At 68.2% G+C, this 21,639-nt stretch carries 18 protein-coding genes; 13 read left to right on the plus strand and 5 right to left on the minus strand.

The genetic code is table 11. The features are described from left to right. Window positions 1–62 precede the first annotated feature (62 nt). A complete protein-coding gene (locus ACFXKN_RS05085; protein WP_379432465.1) occupies window positions 63–1,190 on the plus strand; it encodes a magnesium and cobalt transport protein CorA in 1,128 nt (375 codons plus the stop codon). Between the two features lie 13 nt (window positions 1,191–1,203). Here ACFXKN_RS05085 and ACFXKN_RS05090 read toward each other — a convergent pair whose 3' ends face one another. The 4 genes from ACFXKN_RS05090 to ACFXKN_RS05105 form a co-directional block, all read right to left on the minus strand. After that, window positions 1,204–1,527, minus strand: a complete 324-nt coding sequence (locus tag ACFXKN_RS05090) for a hypothetical protein (protein ID WP_378949932.1) — start codon at window positions 1,525–1,527, stop codon at window positions 1,204–1,206. 199 nt (window positions 1,528–1,726) lie between these two features. Further along, window positions 1,727–2,824 carry a methylmalonyl Co-A mutase-associated GTPase MeaB gene (gene meaB / locus ACFXKN_RS05095; RefSeq protein WP_378949934.1) on the minus strand — a complete coding sequence of 366 codons (1,098 nt, stop codon included), beginning with the start codon at window positions 2,822–2,824 and terminating at the stop codon, window positions 1,727–1,729. A 71-nt stretch (window positions 2,825–2,895) separates the two neighbouring features. Beyond that, entirely contained in the window at window positions 2,896–5,160 is a 2,265-nt protein-coding gene (scpA, locus tag ACFXKN_RS05100; protein ID WP_378949936.1) for a methylmalonyl-CoA mutase, read from the minus strand. After that, window positions 5,160–7,031, minus strand: a complete 1,872-nt coding sequence (locus ACFXKN_RS05105) for a methylmalonyl-CoA mutase family protein (RefSeq protein ID WP_379432466.1) — start codon at window positions 7,029–7,031, stop codon at window positions 5,160–5,162. Before ACFXKN_RS05105 ends, scpA begins: the two co-directional genes overlap by 1 nt. 173 nt (window positions 7,032–7,204) lie before the next feature. Between ACFXKN_RS05105 and ACFXKN_RS05110 the strand changes: the two genes are divergently transcribed. The 7 genes from ACFXKN_RS05110 to ACFXKN_RS05140 all read left to right on the plus strand — a co-directional run bounded on the left by ACFXKN_RS05110 (window position 7,205) and on the right by ACFXKN_RS05140 (window position 14,982). Further along, the gene (locus ACFXKN_RS05110; protein ID WP_379432467.1) at window positions 7,205–7,879 is read left to right on the plus strand and encodes a TVP38/TMEM64 family protein; all 675 of its coding nucleotides are present in this window, start codon (window positions 7,205–7,207) and stop codon (window positions 7,877–7,879) included. Between the two features lie 53 nt (window positions 7,880–7,932). Next, window positions 7,933–8,868 carry a hypothetical protein gene (locus ACFXKN_RS05115; protein WP_379432468.1) on the plus strand — a complete coding sequence of 312 codons (936 nt, stop codon included), beginning with the start codon at window positions 7,933–7,935 and terminating at the stop codon, window positions 8,866–8,868. A gap of 254 nt (window positions 8,869–9,122) precedes the next feature. After that, window positions 9,123–10,541: a condensation domain-containing protein gene (locus ACFXKN_RS05120; protein WP_379432469.1), complete on the plus strand. Its 1,419-nt coding sequence runs from the start codon at window positions 9,123–9,125 to the stop codon at window positions 10,539–10,541. Between the two features lie 2 nt (window positions 10,542–10,543). Continuing rightward, a complete protein-coding gene (locus tag ACFXKN_RS05125; RefSeq protein ID WP_379432470.1) occupies window positions 10,544–11,800 on the plus strand; it encodes a glycosyltransferase in 1,257 nt (418 codons plus the stop codon). Continuing rightward, on the plus strand, window positions 11,797–12,750 hold the full coding sequence (locus ACFXKN_RS05130; protein ID WP_378949948.1) for an ATP-binding cassette domain-containing protein: 954 nt from the start codon (window positions 11,797–11,799) through the stop codon (window positions 12,748–12,750). The genes ACFXKN_RS05125 and ACFXKN_RS05130 overlap by 4 nt, the downstream gene beginning before the upstream one ends. Window positions 12,751–12,779: 29 nt before the next feature. Next, entirely contained in the window at window positions 12,780–13,595 is an 816-nt protein-coding gene (locus ACFXKN_RS05135) for an ABC transporter permease (protein WP_379432471.1), read from the plus strand. A 10-nt stretch (window positions 13,596–13,605) separates the two neighbouring features. Beyond that, window positions 13,606–14,982, plus strand: a complete 1,377-nt coding sequence (locus ACFXKN_RS05140; RefSeq protein ID WP_379432472.1) for a hypothetical protein — start codon at window positions 13,606–13,608, stop codon at window positions 14,980–14,982. Window positions 14,983–14,986: 4 nt separating this feature from the next. On the opposite strand, the gene ACFXKN_RS05145 is transcribed toward ACFXKN_RS05140, so the two are convergent. Continuing rightward, entirely contained in the window at window positions 14,987–15,385 is a 399-nt protein-coding gene (locus ACFXKN_RS05145) for a DUF779 domain-containing protein (protein WP_378949955.1), read from the minus strand. A 149-nt stretch (window positions 15,386–15,534) separates the two neighbouring features. Here ACFXKN_RS05145 and ACFXKN_RS05150 point away from each other — a divergent pair, with 149 nt between their 5' ends. From ACFXKN_RS05150 to ACFXKN_RS05170, 5 genes are all read left to right on the plus strand, one after another. Further along, window positions 15,535–16,530 (plus strand): MsnO8 family LLM class oxidoreductase, encoded by a 996-nt coding sequence (locus tag ACFXKN_RS05150; RefSeq protein ID WP_379432473.1) that lies wholly within the window; start codon window positions 15,535–15,537, stop codon window positions 16,528–16,530. A gap of 379 nt (window positions 16,531–16,909) precedes the next feature. Continuing rightward, window positions 16,910–17,959 (plus strand): 3-oxoacyl-ACP synthase III family protein, encoded by a 1,050-nt coding sequence (locus ACFXKN_RS05155; RefSeq protein ID WP_378949959.1) that lies wholly within the window; start codon window positions 16,910–16,912, stop codon window positions 17,957–17,959. Between the two features lie 66 nt (window positions 17,960–18,025). Beyond that, window positions 18,026–18,925: a hypothetical protein gene (locus ACFXKN_RS05160; RefSeq protein ID WP_379432474.1), complete on the plus strand. Its 900-nt coding sequence runs from the start codon at window positions 18,026–18,028 to the stop codon at window positions 18,923–18,925. After that, window positions 18,922–20,580, plus strand: coding sequence for a fatty acid CoA ligase family protein (locus tag ACFXKN_RS05165; protein ID WP_379432475.1), 1,659 nt, complete (start codon window positions 18,922–18,924; stop codon window positions 20,578–20,580). The genes ACFXKN_RS05160 and ACFXKN_RS05165 overlap by 4 nt, the downstream gene beginning before the upstream one ends. Further along, the gene (locus ACFXKN_RS05170) at window positions 20,577–21,620 is read left to right on the plus strand and encodes an NAD-dependent epimerase/dehydratase family protein (protein WP_378949965.1); all 1,044 of its coding nucleotides are present in this window, start codon (window positions 20,577–20,579) and stop codon (window positions 21,618–21,620) included. Before ACFXKN_RS05165 ends, ACFXKN_RS05170 begins: the two co-directional genes overlap by 4 nt. Window positions 21,621–21,639: the final 19 nt, after the last annotated feature.

The following is a 21,639-nucleotide window of genomic DNA, read 5'->3' on the forward strand; positions in this document are numbered from 1 at the left end:
GTTTGCGCCGATATCGGCCGGCGTGGGATGCTGCGGCACGATCGAAGAGAGCGAGGTGAACGATGGTCGACAGGCCTCGTATCGCACCGACCGCGATCGCGTCCCGGCGCGGCATCGAGGCCGTGGTGGCGGGTTCCCCGTTGCTGTCCCGCAGCAGACGCCGGGTGGAAGTCGTCCCCAAACCCTCGGTCCCGACCGCGCGCGCCATCATCGACTGCGCCGCCTACGTCGACGGCAAGCGCCTGCCGGGACGATTCACCCCCGAGACCGCGCTGGCCGAAATCCGGAGGCGCGGTACAGGTTTCGTGTGGATCGGCCTGTTCGAACCGGATCCGCAGCAGATGGGCGAGATCGCCGAGACATTCGGACTACACGAACTCGCCGCCGAGGACGCCGTCAACGGCAGGCAGCGCCCGAAGTTCGAACGCTACGACGACACCATGGTCACCGTGATGCGGACCGTCGCCTATGTCGAGCACGATATGCACACCGTCAGCGAGATCGTGCAGACCGGCGAGATCATGGTCTTCCTCGGCGCCGATTTCGTCGTCGCGGTCCGCCACGGCGAACACAATGAACTCACCGCGGTCCGGCATCGGCTCGAGTCCGACCCCGATCGCCTCGCGCTCGGCTCCAGCGTTGTGCTGCACGCGATCACCGACCACGTCGTCGACTCCTACGTCGAGGTCGCCCTGGCGGTCGAGTTCGATGTCGAGTCGATGGAGGAAGAGCTCTTCAGCCCGCGGAGCAAGATCCCGATCGAGGCGATCTACCAGCTCAAACGCGAGATCGTCGAGCTGCGTCGGGCCGTGCGCCCCCTCGCCGGCCCGCTGCAATCCCTCACCGCGCCGGGCACTCCCCTGCCCAAGGAAGTGCGCCGCTACCTGCGCAATGTCGCCGACCACCACAGCGGTGTCGCCGAACGCATCAACGACCTCGACGAAACTCTCACCACACTCGTCGGCGCCGCCGTGGCCAAGATCGCCGTCCAGCAGAGCACCGACATGCGCAAGATCTCCGCCTACATCGCCATTCTGGCCGTCCCCACCATGATCGCCGGCATCTACGGCATGAACTTCGACCATATGCCCGAACTCCGGCAGCCCTGGGGGTACCCCGCCACCCTGATCGTCATGCTGACGATCTGCACCGCCCTGGCCGTGGCCTTCCGCCGTATCCGCTGGTTGTGACAGTCCGACCCGGTCAGACGAGTCGACCCCATCGGGTCGCCGCGAACCCGCAGAGCGCGATGGCGGTGGTCATCCGCTTCCAGAGCCGCACCATCGCGAGCTCGAGGATGATTCCGATGCGGTCGGCGCAGGTGGTGGCCTCCGCCAGCGCCATCCGGTCATAGACCAGGGCTGGGTCACTGAGGATCTCGTCCAGCCTCAGTCCAGATATCGCCTGATCAGACGTCAGGCCGAATTCCGGCAGCCAGGTGAGCCGCCAACGACCGTCACCCCCGAGAATCGCCCGCTCGGGCGTTTTGTCGCTGCTCATGGTCCGATTCGTCCGGAAAATCGTCATCACTACCTCCTCGGCCGTCAGCTCTCGACGTCCATTTCCGAGGATCCTCGTAAATCGGCGCAGACAACAGCTGGCAAAGTAGCCGGAATCGGAATATCATCCGCAAACCCCCACGTGATGGCCAAAATTCCGGGCGATCATCAGAGGTACGACTCGATAACGCCGCCGACAGCTACCGGTGGGCACCGTTGCCGGTGCCTCAACTCCGGTCGAAGGCCGTAAGGATCTGTTCGGCGGCGAGGGCCGGGGTGAGCGTTCCAGCGCGGACAGCCGATTCCACCTGCGCGCGAACATCTTTCACGTTCGGGTTGTCGGCGAGCCGACGCAGGATCTGGTCGTGGACCATGGTCCAGGTCCAGTCGACCTGCTGGCGGCGGCGCTTCTCGGCGAATTCGCCCGCCTCGGTGAGCACCCGGCGGTGGTCCAGGACGGTGCCCCAGAACTTCTCCAGGCCAACGCCTTCCAGGCCGCTCATGGTGAGCACCGGCGGTTTCCACAGCGCGTCGTGCGGGTGGATCAGGCGCAGCGCCCCGGCCAGTTCGCGGGCGGCGCCTTTGGCTTCGATCTCGTGTTTGCCGTCGGCCTTGTTCACCGCGACGAGTTCGGCGAGTTCCAGCACGCCCTTCTTGATGCCCTGCAACTGATCTCCGGTGCGGGCCAGGGTGAGGAAGCAGAACACGTCGACCATATTGGCGACGGTCACCTCGGACTGGCCGACGCCGACGGTCTCCACGAGGATCACGTCGTATCCGGCGGCCTCCAGGAGCACGATCGTCTCGCGGGTCGCCTTGGCCACGCCGCCGAGGGTGCCCGCGGTCGGGGACGGCCGGATGAACGCGTCGGCTTCGAGGGACAACCGCGCCATGCGCGTCTTGTCACCGAGGATCGAGCCGCCGGTCCGGGTGGACGACGGATCGACCGCGAGTACCGCGACCCGATGACCCTTGGCCAACAAGTACATACCGAGCGCGTCGATGAACGTGGACTTGCCGACGCCGGGAACGCCGGTGATGCCGACCCGATTCGAGACGACACTGCCCGGCTCCGCCGCCACCCGCAGCAGCAACTGCTGCGCCAGTTCGCGATGATCGGAGCGAGTGGATTCGACGAGCGTGATCGCGCGAGCCAACGCCGACCGCTGCCCGGCCTTGACCTCCTCGGCGAGCGCGTCGACATCGATCGTGCGGCGGACACCCGCGGCGGTGCGGCCCTCGTTACGTGGCGAGCCGACGCCCGCCGTGGTCCCGAGCCGAGGGTGCGCGTCGGCACCCCCGGCGACCTGTGCGGCGTCGCTCATACTGTTCCGCTGCGGCATGCTCGCCGCGCCCTCCGTGGTTACGCCGGCTGCCGCCTCCGGGCGCTGACCGCTCATGCCTGTGCGCCGCCGCCGATCTCGTGCCCGAGCGCCGCACCCAGCTTCTTCAGCAAGTCGATGGCCGCGTCGGCGATCACGGTGCCGGGCGGGAAGATCGCCGCCGCACCGGCCTCGTAGAGCTCGTCGAAGTCACCGGGCGGGATCACGCCGCCGACGATGACCATGATGTCGGGGCGACCCACCTCGGCCAGTGCCTGCCGCAGCGCGGGCACCAGCGTGAGGTGACCGGCCGCCAGTGAGGACACACCGACGATGTGCACGTCGTTGTCGGCCGCCTGGCGCGCCACCTCTTCGGGCGTCTGGAACAGCGGGCCCACGTCGACGTCCATGCCGAGGTCGGCGAACGCCGTCGCGATCACCTTCTGGCCGCGGTCGTGTCCGTCCTGGCCCATCTTGGCGACCAGGATGCGGGGACGCCGACCCTCGGCCTCGCCGAATTCCTCCACCAGCGCGATGGCGGCGCCGATGTTGGTGGCCTTGCCTGCTTCGTCACGGTACACACCGGACAGGGTACGGATTTCGGCCTGATGACGGCCGTATACCTTCTCCAGCGCATCGGAGATCTCGCCGACGGTCGCCTTGGCGCGCGCCGCGTCGATGGCGAGCGCGAGCAGGTTGTTCGCCATACCACCTTCGGAAGACGCTGCCGCACGGGTCAATGCGGCAAGCGCTTGCTCGACGGCGACCGAATCACGTTCGGCGCGAAGCCGTTCCAGCTTCTCGATCTGCTCGGCACGCACCCGCGAGTTCTCGACCTTGAGGACCTCGACCGCGTGGTCCTCTTCGACCTGGTATTTGTTGACACCGATCACCGGCTGCTGCCCGGTGTCGATGCGGGCCTGGGTCCGCGCGGCGGCCTCTTCGATGCGCAGCTTCGGAATGCCTTCCGAAATCGCCTGTGCCATCCCGCCGTGCGCCTCGACCTCGGCGATGTGGGCGCGGGCCCGCTCGGCGAGCTGGTGGGTGAGCCACTCGACGTAGTACGAGCCGCCCCACGGGTCGATCGGGCGGGTGGTGTTGGATTCCTGCTGGATGAGCAGCTGGGTGTTGCGGGCGATGCGGGCGGAGAAGTCCGTCGGCAGGGCCAGGGCTTCGTCGAGCGCGTTGGTGTGCAGCGACTGGGTGTGCCCCTGGGTCGCGGCCATCGCCTCGATGCAGGTGCGCGCCACATTGTTGTAGGCGTCCTGCGCGGTCAGCGACCACCCCGAGGTCTGCGAATGTGTCCGCAGCGACAGCGATTTCGCGCTCTTGGGTTCGAATTTCGACACCAGCTCGCTCCACAGCAGACGCCCCGCGCGCAGCTTGGCGACCTCCATGAAGAAGTTCATGCCGATGGCCCAGAAGAACGACAGGCGCGGCGCGAACTTGTCGACGTCCATGCCCGCGGCGATACCGGCGCGGATGTACTCCACACCGTCGGCGAGGGTGTAGGCCAGCTCCAGATCGGCTGTCGCACCGGCCTCTTGGATGTGGTACCCCGAGATGGAGATCGAGTTGAACTTCGGCATCTTCGCGCTGGCGAAGGCGAAGATGTCGGAGATGATCCGCATCGAGGGCTTGGGCGGGTAGATGTAGGTGTTGCGGACCATGAACTCTTTCAGAATGTCGTTCTGAATGGTTCCGGCCAGCTGCTCGGGCGTCACGCCCTGCTCTTCGGCGGCGACGACGTAGAGCGCCAGGATCGGCAGCACCGCACCGTTCATGGTCATCGACACCGACACCTGGTCGAGGGGGATCTGGTCGAAGAGCTGGCGCATGTCCAGGATCGAGTCGATCGCGACACCGGCCATGCCGACGTCGCCTTGGACGCGGGGGTGGTCGGAGTCGTAGCCACGGTGGGTGGCGAGGTCGAAGGCGACCGAAAGCCCCTTCTGGCCCGCTTGCAGATTGCGGCGGTAGAAGGCGTTGGAGTCCGCGGCGGTGGAGAAGCCCGCGTACTGGCGGATCGTCCACGGCTGGTTCACGTACATGGTCGGGTACGGGCCGCGGAGGAACGGTGCGACGCCGGGCACGGTGTCGAGTGGATAGCCCTGCGCGACAACAGCATCGCGATCGGCCTTGGTGAACACCGGCGGAACGTCGATGCCCTCCGGGGTCGACCAGACCAGCTGCTCGGCAGTGGTGTGGTTCGCCGTCGCGGCATCGGCCACGAAGGCGCGCACCTGCTCGGCGTCGACGGCGGCCGGCGCGGGCGCGCGGTCGGTCAGCGGCACCTCGGCGAAGCTGCCGATGAGGTGCTCGACATTGGATGTGGTCATCAGGCTCCCACCTTCTCCAGCAGCTGCGACAGGACCGCGACCGCGTCGATGCGCAGGGCCAGGTACCCGTCGGGACGCTGCGTACCGCTGTAGTCCGCCACCGACTTCTCCGGTCCGGCCAGCAGCACGGTCTCGATTCCGGCGGCGCGCAGGGCGTCGGTCGCGGCCCCCGCCTGTTCGCCGTAGCGCTTGTCCGAACCGCACAGGACCGCGATGCGCGCACCGGACTCTGTGGCGGCGGCGCCGATTTCGTCGACCGCGAGCGGACCGGGGTTGACCGACTCGATGCCACCCGACGCCAGCACGTTCGCGGTGAAGATGGTGCGCGCGTTGTGTTCGGCGACCGGGCCGAGCGGGACGATCAGCGCCTTCGGGCGCGCGCCGTTGGCGGCCAGGTAGGCATCGGAACGGTTGCGCAGCGCCTCGAAGGCTGCACCGTAGCGCGCGTTCGGGCCGGGTTCACGGGCCTGCTCCGACAGCGGGGTCTCGGCGAGGTTGGGGAACTCGTTGACGCCGGTGACAGCGGTCCGGCGATGGGCCACGTCGGCGGCGCGGGTGGCGGCCGTCTCGGCGATCCGGGCCGCGAGCACACCGGCGTCGAGAGCGGCGAGGTAGCCGCCCGCCGACTCGAGCTCCTGCATGAATTCCCATGCCTTGGCCGCGAGTTCGTCGGTCAATGTGTCGACATACCAGGAACCGGCGGCCGGGTCCTGCACGTGCCCGAGGCGGGATTCCTCGAGCAGCAGCAGCTGGGTATTGCGAGCCAGGCGCTGGGAGAACGTCGTCGACACGCCGAGTTCGCCCGCGGGCAGGGCCGCGTCGAAGGGCAGCACGGTCACCGAATCGGCGCCGCCGACGCCGGCGCCGAACGCGGCGAGCGTGGTGCGCAACAGGTTCACCCAGGGGTCACGCTGGGTCATCATGGCGGCCGAGGTGACAGCATGCTGCGGCGCGGCGCCGAAGGCGGGAGCACCGGAGACCTGGGCGACTCGCGCCCACAGACGCCGGGCGGCGCGGAACTTCACGATGGTCGCGAACTGGTCGTCGGTGGCCGCGAAGCGGAACTCGAGCTGACCGAACGCGTCGGCGATGTCGACCCCGGCGCCGGTGAGCAGGCGCAGGTAGGCCAGACCAGCCGCGACGGCGGCGCCCACTTCCTGCGCGTCGGCGGCACCGGCGTTATGGAAGGCGATGCCGTCCACCGTGATCGCGCGGACCGTCTCGGGCCGGGCGATCGCGCGCACGGCCAGCGCGACGGCCTCGGCCTGGTCGAGGTCTTCGGCGCCGGTGAAGGCGCTGGTCAGCGGGGCGGCGCCGAGGCCGACCCGGATCTGGGCGCGATCAGCGATCGAGTACCCGTCGAGCAGCTCGAACACCCGCTCGGCGGCAGCGCTGGTGGCCGCACCGGCCACCAGGGTCAGCGGGGCCAGCTCGAACAGCACGCCACGCAGGGCGACAGGGATGTCGTCGACGGCGACACCGTAGGTGCCCGCTCCGAGCGCGATCGCGCTGACACCGTTCTCCAGACCGGTCAGGATCACCTGGTTGGTGGCCTCGGCGTCGTCCGCACCCGCGAACGCACCGACGAACCAGCCGCGTTGCGGATCACGCTCGGCGTCGCCACCGCGCACATACGGGAAGGCGCCGGGCAGCGGCTGCTCGGGCAGCTCGTCGCGACGGGTGTAGAGCGGGGCGATCGTCAGCCCGTCATAGGTGGTCTCGTCGAGCAGATGTTCCGGTTCGGCGGGGAGCTCGGAAGCCTCGACCCGTCGCGCTTTCGCCAGCACACCGGCCACGCCCTTGCGCCACGCGGCGTACTCGGGCACCGGATCCGGTGCGAGCCCCGCCCCGGACTCTGAACCAATCGGCATAGCTGCTGTTCTCTCTTCCGTTCGACGACCGCACCCCGGTGTGCTGCCGGTCCGTGAAATCCCACAAACGGGCACACAGCGAACCAGGATGTATCCGGTTCCCTCCTGATGCTATCTGTGACACCACGTCCGCTCACTCGGGCCATCCCCTACCGGCCGGTACGCTTACCCGAGTGTCCCGACTGATCCGTTCCCCGCGCCTGCTCATCGCACTGGCCGGGCTCGCCGCACTGTTCGTGCTGGCGATGATGGTTCCGTTGCCGGGCCCGCAGCAGATCCGCGACTGGGCCGGTGGCGCGGGGCCGCTGTTGCCGTTGTTGTTCTTCCTCTTCTATGCGGTGGTCGCCGTCGCACCCGTTCCGCGCACCGTGCTCACCGTGACCAGCGGCGTGCTGTTCGGTCCGATCCTCGGTTCGATCATCGCCATGGCCGCCACGGCGGTGAGCGCGACCGTGGCTCTGCTCGGGGTCCGCGCACTGGGCCGCGACCGGGTCGCCGAACACCTGACCCACCCGGCGGTGCGGGCGATCGATGATCGGCTGGCCCGGCGCGGTTGGCTCGCGGTGGCCGCGCTGCGGTTGATCGCCTTTGCCCCCTTCTCGATCGTCAACTACTGCTGCGGGCTGTCGTCGGTCCGGGTTGCCCCGTATCTCGTTGCGACACTGGCCGGTTCGGCCCCCGGCACGATCTCGACAGTGGTGTTGGCCGGTTCACTGGCAGGCGACAGCCACCCGATCGCGATCACCGTGTCGGCCATCTGCCTGTCGATCGGGCTGATCGGGCTGATCGTCGACCTTCGGCTCCCGGTCGACGCGGCGGTTCCCGAGCCGGAGCCCGCCACCCCCTGACCGACGGCGCGCCTACTCCGAGCAGTGCGGATACGCCCGGATAATCCCAGCTCATGGCGATCACGGTGAGCCGCCGATCAGCACTCACACTCCTGGCCGGACTCCCGCTGGCGGCGGGCACGGCCCGCGCGCAGCCCTCGCTCGGTCCGGGAGTCGGCGTCGACCCGAACCGCACCCCGGTCCGCTACACGATGACCGCCTTCCGCACCGACAGCGATTCCACCCTCGCGGTCTATGAATCCACCGACGGCACCGACTTCACCCCGGTCAGCGAGCACGCCTACTCGCCGCCGGTCGGCCTGGTCCGCGATCCGAGCGTGCTGCTGCACACCGACGGTCACTACTACCTCACCTACACGATCGCCGGTGACGCCACCGCGATCGGCCTGGCCCGCAGCCGCGATCGGATCACCTGGACGTTCCTCGGCAATGTGCCGATGCTGGTGGCGGGCGGGCTCGAAGGCGCGTGGGCGCCGGAGTGGTACGCCGACGCGGCGGGGCGGGTCGCCATCATCGTGTCGCTGACCTGGGGGCACGGTTTCACCCCGCATCTCCTCATCCCGCTCGATGCCGGGCTCACCACCTGGGCGCCGCCGGTGCCCATGCTCGGACTCGGTCCCGCCCGGCCCGGCTCGCTCGGCCATATCGACACCACACTCGTCCGCCTGGACGGCCGACTGTTCGCCTTCGTGAAGAACGAGGACACCAAGCTGATCGAACTCGCCGTCGCCGACCGGCCCGTCGGGCCGTACCGCGTCATCGCGACAGGCGACTGGGCAGGCTGGGGTGGCCCACGGGAGGGCCAGTCGGTCGTCCGCCTCCCCGACGGCGGGCATCGCATCTACCTCGACGCCTATACCGAGGGCCGCTACTACTTCAGCGACAGCTACGACGGGTTCCGCACGTGGTCACCGCGGACCGAACTGCCTGGTCTGTCGGGCGTCGTCCGGCACGGCACGGTCCTGACCGAGTTCAGCTCGCTGATCTGAACTAAAACCCCATTACTCCAGGGGCACCTGGTTTAGGTTGTGATCCGGAACAAATTTGAAAGTGAGCTTCTTCACACCTCCCAGTTGTGAAGAAGTAATATTTCAGAAAACTCTCAGAGTTATAGACTCGGGATAGCCCAGGGTTCGCCAGCTACATCCGGTGCGGGATCCAGAGCAACACCCGGTGACGCGCCCGCGATCACCGAATCCCCTTCGCGCCGTTCTCGGCTTGCACTCCCATGAGGTGACCCGCCATGGAATACACCCATCTCTCCGAATTCCGGATCCGCTGCGGCGACCTGGTGATCTGGACCCCCGAACTCACCTCCGCCGGCGCCTGGCGCGACGACGAACGTCCCCTCGCGAGCGTCCACGAGCAGTACCTCGGCTTCCTCGATCCCGAGGACGCCCGGCCGGGCCGCGGCCGCTGGATCGGCACCATCTTCGAGATGGATGCCCCCCTCGACGCCGACGCCTGGGCCACCACCCTGCGGCTGTGGCACGACCGCCACGAGGGTTTCCGCACCACCGTCGCCCCCACCGGTGACGGCGGCTACCACCGCGTGACCACCGCCCCCGGTACCGTCGGTATCACCGGCGCCGCGGTCACCGATCTCTCCGACGGCGACGACATCAACGAATACCTCTGCGACGCACTGGAATTGCGTCTGTCGGGGTTGACGTGGCCGCACCTGCTGGTGGCCACGGTAGCCCACGACACCGACGATTTCACCGTCCTGGTCGGCGCCGACCACTCGGTGCTCGATGCCTACTCCCAAGCCGTGCTCATCCTCGAGCTCCGCACCCTCTACACCGCGGTCACCACCGGCGGGGAGATCCGCGACTCGGCCACCTTCGGCAGCCCGGCCGACTACGCCGTGATCGAGCGCGCGGCCGCCGAGGAACTCGACCTCGACTCCCCCGCCGTCGCGGTCTGGCGCGAATTCCTCGGCGCACCGGGCTCGCCCATGCCCCGCTTCGGTGCCGACCAGGTCGCCGTCCTCGACGGTGAGCACGCCCAGCCCAGCGTCTCGCGCACGCTCATCGGCATCGAACAGCTCGAGGAAATCGAGGCGGCGCTCGATCGGCTCAAGCACCGGCTTTCGGTGACCGTGTTCGCCGCGCTGGCGATGGCCTCCCGGGAGACCTTCGGCGATGACCGGTTCCGCACGGTCATGCCGATCGCGACCCGGCCCGACCTCACCTGGCTCGAGTCGATGGGCTGGTTCGTCAATGTCGTCCCGGTCGACGTCACCCTGCCCCCCGGCGCGGACATGACCGTCGCGCTGCACGAGACCCGCGCCTCGCTCAAGCGTGCTCACCTGTGCAACGACGCATCCTGGGGCCGGTCCCTGGCGATGGTCGGCGCGGTGGAGGGCCCGACCTACGGTGCCTCCTTCCTCGACATCCGCATGCTGCCCGACTACGAATTGGTCGCCGACCTGCGTGGACGTACCTTGCGCGCGGTGTCGTACTCCACCGAAGAGGTGTACTTCTGGGTGGTGCGCGGCCCCGACGGCCTCTACGTCTCCACCCGGCACCCCGCAGGCCTGCCCGGTGAGGTGATGGAACGCTTCCTCACCGAGTTCGCCAGGGCCATGTACGCGGTGACCCTGGTCCCCGGCGAGACCACACCGGTCACCGACACCGCGGCAGCACTGAGCGCGGGCTGAGAATGCGTGCACTGCTGGCCTTCACCGGGAGCCGGGGCGACGCCCAGCCCGGCATTCTCCTGGCCCGCGAGCTGCTGGCTCGCGGGCACTCGGTGACGCTCGCGCTGTCCCCCAATCTCGTCGACTTCGCCACCGCGCACGGCATCGCCGCCGTCGGTTTCGGCCGCGACAGCGCCGAGCTGCTGCGCACCCAGCACGACGATCACCGTTTCCGTAGTCCGAATCCGCGTCAGCGGGTGCGTGCGGTGCTGGATCTGCAGCGGCGCGGGGTCGTCGAGGCGGTGCGTGACCTGCTGGTTCTCGCACCTGGTCACGATGTGCTCGTGACGGGGATGGCAGGCGAGGAAGCGGCCGAGAAGGCCGCGCGGCGCGTCGGATTGCCCCTAGCAGCAGTGCACTTCTTTCCGATCCATCCGAACCGGTCGGTGCCGGTCGTGCCCACCGCGTGGGGCGGCCGGATTCCCGGGGCACTCAACCGGCGGATCTGGTCGGGCCTGCGCTGGGCACGTGATGCCGCGCTGGAACAGCCGCTCTCGGAGTTCGGGATCGTCGAACATCGGCTGCCCGACCGGGTTTCGATCCAGGCCTACGACGTCGACCTGTTTCCCGGACTGGCCGCCGAGCTACCGGATCGACACCCGGTGACCGGATTCGCCGTCGATGCCGACGGATTCCTCAGCGCTCCACCCGATCCCGCGCTGGCCGCGTGGCTCGGCGCCGGTTCGGCACCGATCTATGTCGGCTTCGGTTCGATGGCGGTCGACGATCCGGCCGCGCTGGTGGCGATGTTGCGTACGGTCTGCGCACGCCGCGGGCGCAGGCTGCTGCTGGCCGCGGGGTGGGCGGGCATCGAACCCGTCCTGTCCCCCGAGATGGCTGTCGTCGAGCAAGTCGACCATGCGTCGGTCTTCCCGCGTTGTCTGGCCGCGGTACACCACGGCGGCGCGGGCACCACCGCCGCCGCACTGAGAGCCGGTGTCCCACAGGTGATCTGCGCGATCCAGGCCGACCAGCCGTACTGGGGCAGGGCGCTGGCACGGCTCGGCCTGGCAGGCACCGTGCGCGCCGCCGATCTCACCGAGACCGAGCTCACCACCCTGCTCGACCGAGTCGCCGACCCGAACGTGGTGTCGCGGGCAGCCGACTATGCGGGCCGGTTCGCGGAAACCGGGGTGGCACGTGCCGCCGACGAGGTGGAATCCCTTGTCCCCCTGTCGTTCCCGACTCCTGTTTCCATCCATGCCGGGAGGCCGCAGTGAGCACCGAAATCGCCGTCCGCACCAGCGGACTCGGTAAGTCCTACGGCGATTTCACCGCCGTCGGCAGCGTCGACCTCAGTATCGCGGCCGGATCGGTGTTCGCGATGCTCGGCCCCAACGGTGCGGGCAAGACCACCACCGTCCGCATGCTCGCGACGCTGATGCGACCGGATCGGGGCAGCGCCGAGGTGTTCGGTTACGACATCGTGCGCGAGGCGACCGCGGTGCGCTCGATGATCGGCCTCACCGGTCAGTACGCCTCCGTCGACGAAACCCTCACCGCCGGTGAGAATTTGCGCCTGTTCGGCCGGCTGCTCGGTCTGTCGCGGCGTGCTGCCGCCGGCCGGGCCGACGAACTCCTAGAGGAGTTCGAGCTCTCAGCCGTCGCGCGCCGCAGCGTCAGCGCGTTCTCCGGCGGCATGCGACGTCGCCTCGATCTGGCCGCGACGCTGATCACGGTGCCCCCGCTGATCTTCCTCGACGAGCCGACCACCGGCCTCGATCCGCATACCCGCGACCGCATGTGGGGCATCGTGCGCGGACTGGTCGCCCGCGGTGCCACCGTACTGCTCACCACCCAGTACCTCGAGGAAGCCGACGCACTCGCCGACCGGATCGCGGTCATCGACCGTGGCACGCTCGTCGCCGACGGCACACCCGCCGAACTCAAGTCCTCCATCGGCGAGCAGGTGCTGCGCCTGGACATCCCCGACACCGCCGACCTGCGCCGAGCCGAGGCGCTGATCCAGGAGATCACCGGCGAAGTGCCGGAAGGTTCGTCGACGGGGACGTTGACGGTCACGTTGCACGACGTCGCGCGCGGCGCCGACATCGTCGCCGCCTGCCGCGACGAGGGCATCACCCTGCGCGGTTTCGCGGTGGACCGGCCCGATCTCAACGAGGTGTTCCTGTCGCTGACCGGACACGCGCGCACCGTGGACGCGGCATGACGACCCTTCGCGAAAGTTCGAGTACCACCATGACTCTCACCACCGAGAAGCCGAAGCAAGTGGTGCGCAAGCCACGCGTGACCCGGGTCAGCCCGCTTGCGGCGCTGCGTCATTCGCTGATGATGGCGTGGCGCGGCCTGCTCACCTTCCGGCACAGCCCGCAACTGCTCTACGACGCCCTTCTGCTGCCGATCGTCGGCCCGGTGCTGTTCGGCAGTATCTTCGGCACCGCCATCGCGGGCAGCATGACGGCGTACCTGCCGATCATGATCCCCGGCGTGCTCGTCCAGATCGTGCTCACGTCCTCGGTCGCCACCGGCGTGCAGCTGTCCGAGGACATCCACTCGGGGGTCTTCGACCGTTTCGTCGCCATGCCGATCGCCCGATCCGCCCCGGTAGCCGGAGCATTGCTGGCCGGGGCGGTGCGCTACCTGATCGCGGCGACCACCGTCGTGATCGTCGGGTTCTGTATGGGCTACCGGCCCGAGCACACCGCCGGATTCCTGGCCGGTGCGGTGTTGGTCGTGTTCGCGACCACCGCGATCAGTTGGCTGTTCGCGTTCATCGGTGCCACCATCGCCCGCCCCGCCGCCGTGCAGGGCATGTCCATGCTGGTGCTCACCTTCCTCGGCTTCGCCTCCAATGCCCTGGTACCCGAGGAATCCATGCCGACCTGGATGCAGCACGTCTCCGACCTGAACCCGGTGTCCTACCTGGTCTCCGCGGTGCGCACCCTCGCCGCGGACGGCACCGTCGGCGCCGATGCCTGGTGGTCACTGGTCGCTTCGGTCGTCGTTGTCGCCGTCTTCGCGCCGCTGACGGTGCGCACTCTCCGTTCCCGCTAGGAGTCCTCAGATGACTGTCATCTCCCCCGCAGTCGCGGTAACCACCGAGCTCAACCGGATCACCGCCGACGACGACCTGTTCTTCAAACTGCACACTCTCTACCCGAACGCCCTGGTCAACCAGCTGGCCTACCGCTTCGACACGGTGCTGAGCCGAGAACTGCTCGCGGACTGGCACGCGCATCTGGCGACCGGGTTCATCGCGCGGCGGGTCCGCACCACCCGTTTCCCGATCGCCCGCGCGCACTGGGAGCCCGCCACCGAATCGCTGCCGCTGCGCTGGTCGGACACGCCGATTCCCGAGGACCGGATTCTCGACTGGTTCCTCGAGCAGGCCGCCGTCGAATTCGACCCCGAGCGCGGACTGGTGTGGCAACTCGCGGGCGCGCCTGCCGAGTCCGGTGGCACCGTGGTCACCCTGGTCGCCTCGCACGTGGCGTGCGACGGCGGCGCCATGATGCACGCGATCGTCGATTCCCTCGACCGGCTCAACCGCGGTGAGACACCCGACCGCCTCGCCAGCGCGGGCAGGCTCGTCGGCCCGGTGGCCGGCACGGGACGCTTCGCCGCCGACCTCGCCGATGCCCGCGGCCAGCTCGGCGCCGTCGCCCGTGGCGTGCGTGCGGCACGCCGGTCCCGCGGGGTCAGCGAACCGGCTCGCAATCCACGCCCGGCCGCGCCGCGGTTGCCGCATGCCGACACCTGGCAGGCCGCCGAGTCCATCGTCCAGCTCGATCTCGCCGAGTGGGATGCCGTCGCCGCCGCGCACGGTGGAACCACCAACGGCCTGCTGATCGGCGTCGCTGTCGGGCTGCTCGGTCGTAGTGGCCGCGTCACCGACGGTGCCGAGGTGCGCGTCGACATACCGCATTCGATGCGCGAGGCCGACGATCCGCGCGCCAACGCCACCACCGGGCTGCCGATCAGCGTCGGCTACCGCGCGGGTGAACGCGCCGATCTGCCCGCGGTCCGCGCCGCGCTCAAAGCGGCGGGCCTGGCCTACGGCAATCCCGAGACCATCCCACCGATCCAGCACCTGCAACCGGTGCAGATGCTGTTGCCGAAGGTGGTGCTGCACAAGTTCGCCCGGACCGCCAAGGCGCCGGAATGCTTGTGCACCAACATGGGTCGCACAGCACAGAACATCGCGGTCCTCGGCTCGCACCGCGCGCGCGACGTCATCATGCGCCCGGTGGTCAATCCCGGCCCGGTCGAGTTGTTCCGTCAGGTAGAGGTCGGCGTCAATCTCGCCTTCTCCTGCGACGACGACACCGTGACACTCGTGGTCACCGGCGGTGACCCCGACCGTTTCCCGACCCGGGCCGCGCTGCGCGAGCTACTGGCCGCCGAGTTCGCCGACTGGGGGCTGACGCCGCGGTTCTGGTAAGCGACTAGGAGGCTTCCTCGACGAATTCGGCTGCGTCCTCGACCTTTTCGATGCGCAGGGCGAACCGGAATCCGCACGACGCCTCCAGTGAGGCCGAACCTCGCTGCGGACGGTTGCGCACCTCGATCCTGACATCGATGTCGTCGAAGCCGACGTGGAACCGATCCGCCATCCACAGTTCGGTGTGCCATGCCGTCTGCCCGGCGAGGAGGTCACCCGCGCCGGGACGGAACTCGCCGCGCCGCACACAGATCGGCGTGTGCCCATCGGTATCGGGCGCCAGATACAGCACCACGGGGCCGTGCATCTCGAGCAGCAGCCGCAGCACGCGCAGGGCATCATCGCTGGCTTCGACCGCACGGTGACGATGCCCTTCCTTGCGGCCGTGGGGATGTCGAACCATAGTGCGCTCCTCGCAGTTTTCTCGACGGTGATCATGCTCGGAGCACACTATGGTTGCGAAAGGTTGGTCCAGGGTTGGTATCGAGCCAACCTTGCGAAGATCACTCCCGGCCGCGGAATCGGATCGCGTCCCCGGCGTTGACTACTGATATGGCACTCGAATCGGTTCGCTTCTCGATCCTGGACCGCTCGCGCGTACGGCGCGGGCAGGACCACGCCGACGCCCTGCGCGAGACCGTAGCCTTCGCGGTGCTCGCCGAACAGTGGGGCTACCACCGGTTCTGGGTCGCCGAGCATCACAGCGTTCCCGGTGTCGCCGGAACCGCGCCGACCGTGCTCGCGGCGGCGGTAGCGGCGGCCACCTCACGAATCCGCGTCGGCACCGGTGGGGTGATGCTGCCCAATCATCAGCCACTCGTCGTCGCCGAGCAGTTCGGCGTGCTCGCCTCGCTGTTCCCCGGACGCGTCGACATGGGCCTCGGCCGTTCGGTCGGATTCACCGACGGCGTCCGCCGCGCGCTCGGCCACGGTCTCGACGATGCCGACGATGTCGACGCGCGCCTCGACGAGGTCCTCGACTACTTCGAGACAGGCAGAGCCGGCGTGCACGCCGGCTCCGCGGAAGGCGCCGACGTCCCCGCGTTTCTGCTCGCCACCGGTTCCGGCGCCGAGCGCGCCGCACGATTCGGGCTACCCCTGGTGATCGCCCCGATCGCGGGCAGCAAGGCCATGGTGGCGGCGATCGAGCGGTACCGCGCCCTGTTCCAGCCCTCAGGGCAAGCCCAACGACCTTATGTCGTCGTCGCCGCGACGGTGGTGATCGCGGACTCGACCCAGCAGGCACATCGACTCCTCCTCCCCGAGGCGTGGGCGAGTGCCTACTCCCGCACACACGGCGAGTTTCCCGCGCTGATCCCACCCTCGGAGATCGACCCGGCGACGATGACCGACCGGCAGCGCCACCTCTTCGAACAGGCGCTCGGCAACCAGATCCACGGCACCGAGGACCAGGTGGCAGAAGCATTGGAGAACCTGGTGAGCCGCACCGACGCCGACGAAATCCTCGTCCACACCAGCACATTCGATCGTGCGGCGCGGATGGATTCGCACCGGCGGCTGGCCCGCATCATCGGCCTGGACAGTTAGCCCCGTCGACAGATTTCGCGCGAGCACTTCTGCTCCGAAAACAAACCCGCTCGTCCGCCAATTCATTCGACGGCGTAAATGATCGTGAGGTCACTCACTACGCGAGCATCATCACGCAGCACAGCACCGCCGCGTCGACGGCCGTGCGACCGATAGCCTGACCTTTCCAGCGCGCTCACGAAGGCCGCTTTTCCTGGCAGTATGCGTGATCTACCCGGATTGCCACCGTTACCGTAACCCTTTGTCACACAAATGAAATCGACTCGAGTGCGCTAGATCACTGCGCACAGCGTGTGTGCACGAGGCCGGTAGGGTTCGATTTCACCGGCGATGAGAAATCGTCCGGGCCACCATTCTTCGACCGCATCCGGGAGCTCACGTGTCGCATTCGCGTTTCGAATCCATCGGGGCATATCTTCCGTCGAACATCTTGTCCACCACCGAATTGATCTCTCGGCTGAAAACGCCACCGGCATTCGATCTGGAGGCCATCACCGGCATCAAAGAACGTCGTGTGCGCGATACCCGACCGGAATCGCTCGAGGATTCGTTCACCCTTGCCCTCAACGCCGCGCAGGACTGCCTCGCGCGATCGCGCTACGCGCCGGGCGAGCTGGAGGTGATCATCTCCTGTTCGATCACCCGCAGCAACGACGGCACCCGCATGTTCATGGAGCCCTCGTTCGCGTCGACGATCGCCAAGGAGCTCGGCGCCGAGCAGGCCATCACCTTCGACGTCTCCAACGCGTGCGCCGGAATGCTCACCGGCGCCTACATTCTCGACCGGATGATCCGCTCCGGTGTGGTGCGCAACGGCATGGTGGTCAGCGGTGAGGCGATCACCCCCATCGCCGAAACCGCGGTGAACGAGATCACGGAGAAGTACGACCTGCAGTTCGCCTCGCTGTCGGTGGGCGACTCCGGGTGCGCGGTCGTGCTCGACCGCGCAGTCGACGACGCCGACAAGATCCACTACATCGAATTGCTCACCGCCGCAGAGCATTCGCACCTGTGCCTCGGCATGCCGAGCGACAAGTCCTCGGGCGTCGCGCTCTACACCGACAACCGCAAGATGCACAACGAAGCACGGTTCCTGCTCTGGCCCGATGCCCAGCGAGACTTCCTCGAACAGCAGGGCCGCGACTTCGCCGGTGAGCAGTTCGACTACATCATCCATCATCAGTTCGGCGCGGCCGCTGTGCCGTATATGAACGCAGTGGGTGCCCGTGAGTTCGGTGCCGCGATGCCCCCGGACCTGAATGTGATCGAGAAGTACGGAAACACTTCGACCACTTCACATTTCATCGTGCTGCACGATCAGCTCGCCGACGACAACATCGCGGCGGGATCGAAACTGCTCATGGTTCCGGCCGCGTCCGGCGTAGTAGCGGGCTTTCTGTCCACCACCATCTCCTCCCTGAAGGTCTGAGGTTTTCGCTATGGGCATCCGTCTCCGATCCGCCGCCATCTCCTACCCGAAGTTCTGAGGTTCGCCATGGGCATCCGTATCCGATCCACCGGAACCAGCAGGTCAACCGATACCAACAGCGTCGTCGAGCACAGCGGGCGCGCCGCCCGGCAGTGCCTAGAACAGGCCGGCGTCCGCCCCGACCAGGTCGGCGTGCTGATCAACACCGGGGTCTTCCGTGACTCGAACACCGTCGAACCGGCGGTGTCGGCACTGATCCAGAAGGCAGCGGGCATCGGGCTCGACTACACCAGGACCGATTCGCGGACATTCTCGTTCGACCTGATGAACGGCGCGGTCGGCGTCGTCAATGCCGTCCAGGTGGCCAGCTCGGTGTTGGCTACCGGCAGTACCGAGCACGTCCTGATCGTCGCGGGCGACACCCATCCCTCGTTGACCCGCTCCAGCGCTGACGCCGAATTCCCTTACGCCACCGCAGGTTCCGCGCTGCTGCTCGAGCAGGTAGACGGCCCCGAAGGCTTCGGCCCGGTGCACACCGCGACCGCGCCCGGCACCCCCGCGGCGCAGGCCTACGTCGACACCGCCACCATGGGCACCGTCGGCCGCACACTGATGACGATCGAACGCGACGCCGACTTCGAGGACCGAATCCTCACGGTCGCCACCGAAGTCGCGCAGTCCGCGCTCGCCGACCTCGACGGCGCCTCCGTCGCGTTGATCGCCTCCACCCCGAGCCCGCACTTCCCCAAGCGGCTCGCCGACGCGCTCGGCATCGACCAGGACGCGGTGCGGGTGCCCGACCTGTCCGACGGCGACCCCCACACTGCCGCGCTGCCGCTGGCCTATGCCCGCGCGAACGCTGAGGGCACTCTCGCCGGCTACACCCACGTGCTGTTCGTCGCGGCGGGGGCGGGCCCGTCCGCCGCCGCGACGCTGTACCGACTACCCGCGGAGACCACCGCGTGACGACGGCGACCTACTGGCAGACCATCGACCGATTCCGGGAACTCGCGCGCGAGGAGCCCGACCGCGAGGCGGTCATCCATCCCGACGGCAATACTGCCGACGGGCTACCCGGCTACCGCAGCATCTCCTACCGCGATCTCGATCGCTGGTCCGACGCCATCGCCGAACATCTCACCGGCTCCGGGGTAGGTAGCGGCACCCGCACCATCGTGCTCGTGCTGCCCAGCGCACAGCTGTACGCGATCCTGTTCGCGCTGTTGAAGATCGGCGCCGTGCCGGTGGTGATCGATCCGGGCATGGGCGTGCGCCGGATGGTGCACTGCCTGCGCGCCGTCGAAGCGGAGGCGTTCATCGGCATCCCGCAGGCGCACGCCCTGCGGGTGCTGTTTCCGCGCAGCTTCCGGCGGGTCCGCACCACGCTCACCGTGGGGCGCCGCTGGTTCTGGGGTGGACCGACGCTGGATTCGTGGCGCCGCACCCCCACCGAGGCGCTGCCCGAGCGAGTGCCCGCCGATCCGGACGAGTTGCTGATCATCGGCTTCACCACGGGCAGTACCGGTCCCGCCAAAGCCGTCGAACTGACCCACGGCAATCTCGCCGCCATGGTGGAACAGGTGCACACAGCCCGCGGGCACACCCCACCCGACACCTCCCTCGTGACACTGCCACTGGTCGGCGTCCTCGACCTGCTCCTCGGGTCGCGCTGTGTGTTGCCACCGCTGATTCCGAGCAAAGTCGGCTCCACTGATCCGGCACACGTGGTCGATGCGATCCAGCGGTTCGGCGTGCGCACCATGTTCGCCTCGCCCGCGGTCCTCATTCCACTGCTGGCACGGTTGCGCGCGCATCCGGTCGAGGTGAAGTCGCTGGCCAGCATCTTCTCCGGCGGTGCTCCCGTTCCGCTCTGGTGTATCGCCGGATTGCGCGAAGTCTTACGACCCGACGTGGAGATCTACGCCGGATACGGCTCGACCGAGGCCTTGCCCATGTCGACCATCGAATCGCGGGAGTTGCTCGCCGGCCTGGTCGAACGAGCCAAGAGCGGCGAGGGCACCTGTATCGGACGACCCACCGATCGAGTGCGGGTTCGACTGCTGGCCATCACCGATGACCCGGTCGCGACCTGGGACGACACCGAACCACTCGGCGCAGGGGAGGTCGGCGAGATCGTGGTCGCGGGCCCGAATGTGAGTACGCGCTACTACTGGCCCGCGCACGCCAATACCGCGGGCAAGATCACCGACGGTGAGCAGATCTGGCATCGCACCGGCGATCTGGGATGGCTCGACGAGCAGGGTCGAATCTGGTTCTGCGGGCGCAAGAGTCAACGGATCACCACCGCGCAGGGCCCGATGTTCACCGTGCAGGTCGAACAGGTCTTCAACGCGGTGACCGGAGTCTCGCGCACGGCACTGGTCGGCGTCGGCGCCCCCGGCACCCAGCGACCGGTTCTGTGCGTGGAGCTCGAGACCGGCGCCGATGGCGTGGCCGCACTCACCCGATTGCGCACGCGTGCAGCTGAATTCGACACCATCGCCCCGATCGCGGAGTTCCTCGTGCATCCGCGCTTCCCCGTCGATATCCGGCACAACGCCAAGATCGGCCGCGAACAACTCGCCCGCTGGGCCACGAAGAAACTGGACTCGCGACGATGAAGATCCTGGTCACCGGTGCGTCCGGATTCCTCGGCGGCGCCATCGTGCGCGCGCTGATCGCCGAGGGCACCCACGACGTCTCGATCCTGGTGCGGCGCACCAGCGTTCTCGACGATCTCGGCCCCGCCGCGGAGCTCGTCACGCTCGTCTACGGCGATCTCGCCGACGCGGCCTCGCTGAGCAGAGCCGCCAGCGGCATCGACGTGGTGATCCACAGCGCCGCGCGGGTCGACGAACGCGGCACCAGGGACCGTTTCTGGACCGAGAACGTCCGCGCCACCGAACTGCTCCTCGACGCGGCACGACGAGCCGGCGCGGGCCGCTTCGTCTTCATCTCGAGTCCGAGCGCCCTGATGGAACGTGACGGCGGCGATCAGGTCGACGTGGACGAGTCGCTGCCGTATCCGAGCCGCTACCTCAATCACTACTCCGAAACCAAGGCCGCCGCCGAACGTGCCGTACTCGCCGCTGACACACCGGAATTCACGACGGTGGCGCTGCGGCCGAGGGCGATCTGGGGCGCGGGTGACCGATCGGGGCCGATCGTGCGGCTGCTCGACCGGACCGCCGCGGGCTCGCTGCCCGACCTGTCCTACGGCCGCACCGTCGAGGCCTCACTGTGTCACGTGGACAACATCGTTCACGCCTGTCTGCTGGCGGTGACCTCGGACGCGGTGGGCGGCAAGGCCTACTTCATCGCCGATGCCGAAAAGACCGATGTCTGGGGATTCCTCGGTGCGGTTGCCACCCGGCTGGGACTGCAGGCACCCACCCGCCGGCCGAATCCCCGTGCACTCGCCGCCGTGGTCGCGACGATCGAAACCGTGTGGCGCATACCGGCTGTGGCGAATCGCTGGTCACCGCCATTGTCGCGCTACGCCGTCGCTTTGATGACGCGCACCGCCACCTATGACACCAGCGCGGCCCGCCGCGATCTCGGCTACGCGCCGGTGATCGACCGCGATGCCGGGTTGAACGGATTCCTGTCGTGGCTCGACGACCAGGGCGGCATCGAGGTCCTCGCCGAGAACCTCCGGTAGTTCGCGCACTCGCGATCAC

It is taken from the genome of Nocardia sp. NPDC059195 (assembly GCF_042754695.1).
Lineage (GTDB): Bacteria > Actinomycetota > Actinomycetes > Mycobacteriales > Mycobacteriaceae > Nocardia.